Genomic DNA, 1,463 nt, shown 5'->3' on the forward strand with positions numbered 1-1,463 from the left:
CCCACCTGTGCCTATTGTCACATGAAGAATGGTAACCACCAAGTGGCTGACAAGGCAGTCTGGAAATTCGGCATCCGGGAGATCAATCCCCGTACGGCCGAAAATGAAATCAGGCGCAAGCGCTGGCTGGAAACCTGCGGGGAGTGTCACCCACCCGATGTCAGTACACGGTTTTTCCGTGAACTGGATCACGAACGGACCACAGCATGGCAAAAACTCTACGGCGTGGAACGGTTACTCAAGGGATTGCGCAGTGACGGCCTGTTGCGTCCATCTGCGACAGAACGCCCCCCCTATCCGATGGACTGGCTGGCCCGGATCTTCCCGCGGGAACGCATCGGGTTCCATGAGGGGCAGGCTTCAGCCTTCTACAACGTTGGATCCATTGAACGGGACTATTTTGACCTGTGGTATTTCGACAACCTGGGAGCCTACAAGGGCATGGCCCACGGTGCAAGGGAGATGTCACACCGGTTTCATGAACGCATGGATGCCGGAATACGTGCCATCGGGGAAAAGGCCAAAGTGCTGCGTGACCTGAACGGGAACGTGGATCTTGCCCCCATCTCGGATGGATGGGGAATACACCCGGTTCAACCGGGATCATAACTGACACATCAATAACATGCAGACGGAGAAATGATCGTGGGCATGACAATGAACAAGACAGCAGGCATCCTGATAATTGGTCTGGCTCTCGTTTGCCGGATCTCCGGCGGTCCAGGCTGCGCCAGAACAAGTGCTGCCACAAGCGCTGAATGACACCGATGCCCTGCAGGGTGTCACCGTCGGCAAGGTGGTGTTCGATATCGGCATGGCCAACCCCCAAACCCTGCCACTGTACCTGAAAGTGATTACCCAGACCCATGCTGATCTTGAACGTCAGCAGGTCAGGCCGGATCTCGTGCTGGCGTTTCGTGGCAAGGCCGTCAAGCTGGTATCAACCAACCATGAGGCATTCCCCATGGACCAACATCCCCTGCTGGAGGAAATCGCCAGCCTGATCGCCGAACTCCGGAAGAAACCTGGTGTACGCATGGAGGTCTGTGGCCTGGCTACCGGGCTGTTTGGCGTGGACAACACAACTATCCTGCCCGGGATCAAACCTGTTGGCAACACGTTCGTCTCCCTGACCGGCTACCACGCCCAGGGATATGCTGCCATTCCGATTCACTGATTACCGGAGTTACCGTCATGAGTACCCCGATCAAAGCATCCCCATCCACCGGCACACCCTGGATTGTCACCCGTGTGGGCATCCTGGCAATGCTGGTGGCAACTGTCGTCATGGCCTATCAATACCGTGACATGCTGGATCCATCCCGGCTGGAAGCACTGGTGCAGGCCTGGGGAACGGCTGGCATGGGACTGTTTATCCTGCTGTATGCCGCCGCCACCGTCGCATTCCTGCCCGGATCCGTGCTCACCCTGGCAGGTGGGGCCCTGTTCGGTCCATGGCTGGG

General features: G+C 57.6%; 2 protein-coding genes and 1 pseudogene. All 3 read left to right on the plus strand.

Features of this window, described 5'->3' with window-relative positions; genetic code table 11:
- Positions 1 to 609: multiheme c-type cytochrome (locus Mcas_RS15750; RefSeq protein WP_200873730.1), on the plus strand; the 609-nt coding region annotated here is incomplete at its 5' end.
- Between the two features lie 76 nt (positions 610 to 685).
- Positions 686 to 1,177 (plus strand): DsrE family protein, encoded by a 492-nt coding sequence (locus Mcas_RS15755; RefSeq protein ID WP_040336512.1) that lies wholly within the window; start codon positions 686 to 688, stop codon positions 1,175 to 1,177.
- A gap of 17 nt (positions 1,178 to 1,194) precedes the next feature.
- A pseudogene (locus Mcas_RS18765) lies at positions 1,195 to 1,463 on the plus strand (hypothetical protein); the annotation flags it as partial.

Source organism: Candidatus Magnetobacterium casense, from assembly GCF_000714715.1.
Taxonomy (GTDB): domain Bacteria; phylum Nitrospirota; class Thermodesulfovibrionia; order Thermodesulfovibrionales; family Magnetobacteriaceae; genus Magnetobacterium; species Magnetobacterium casense.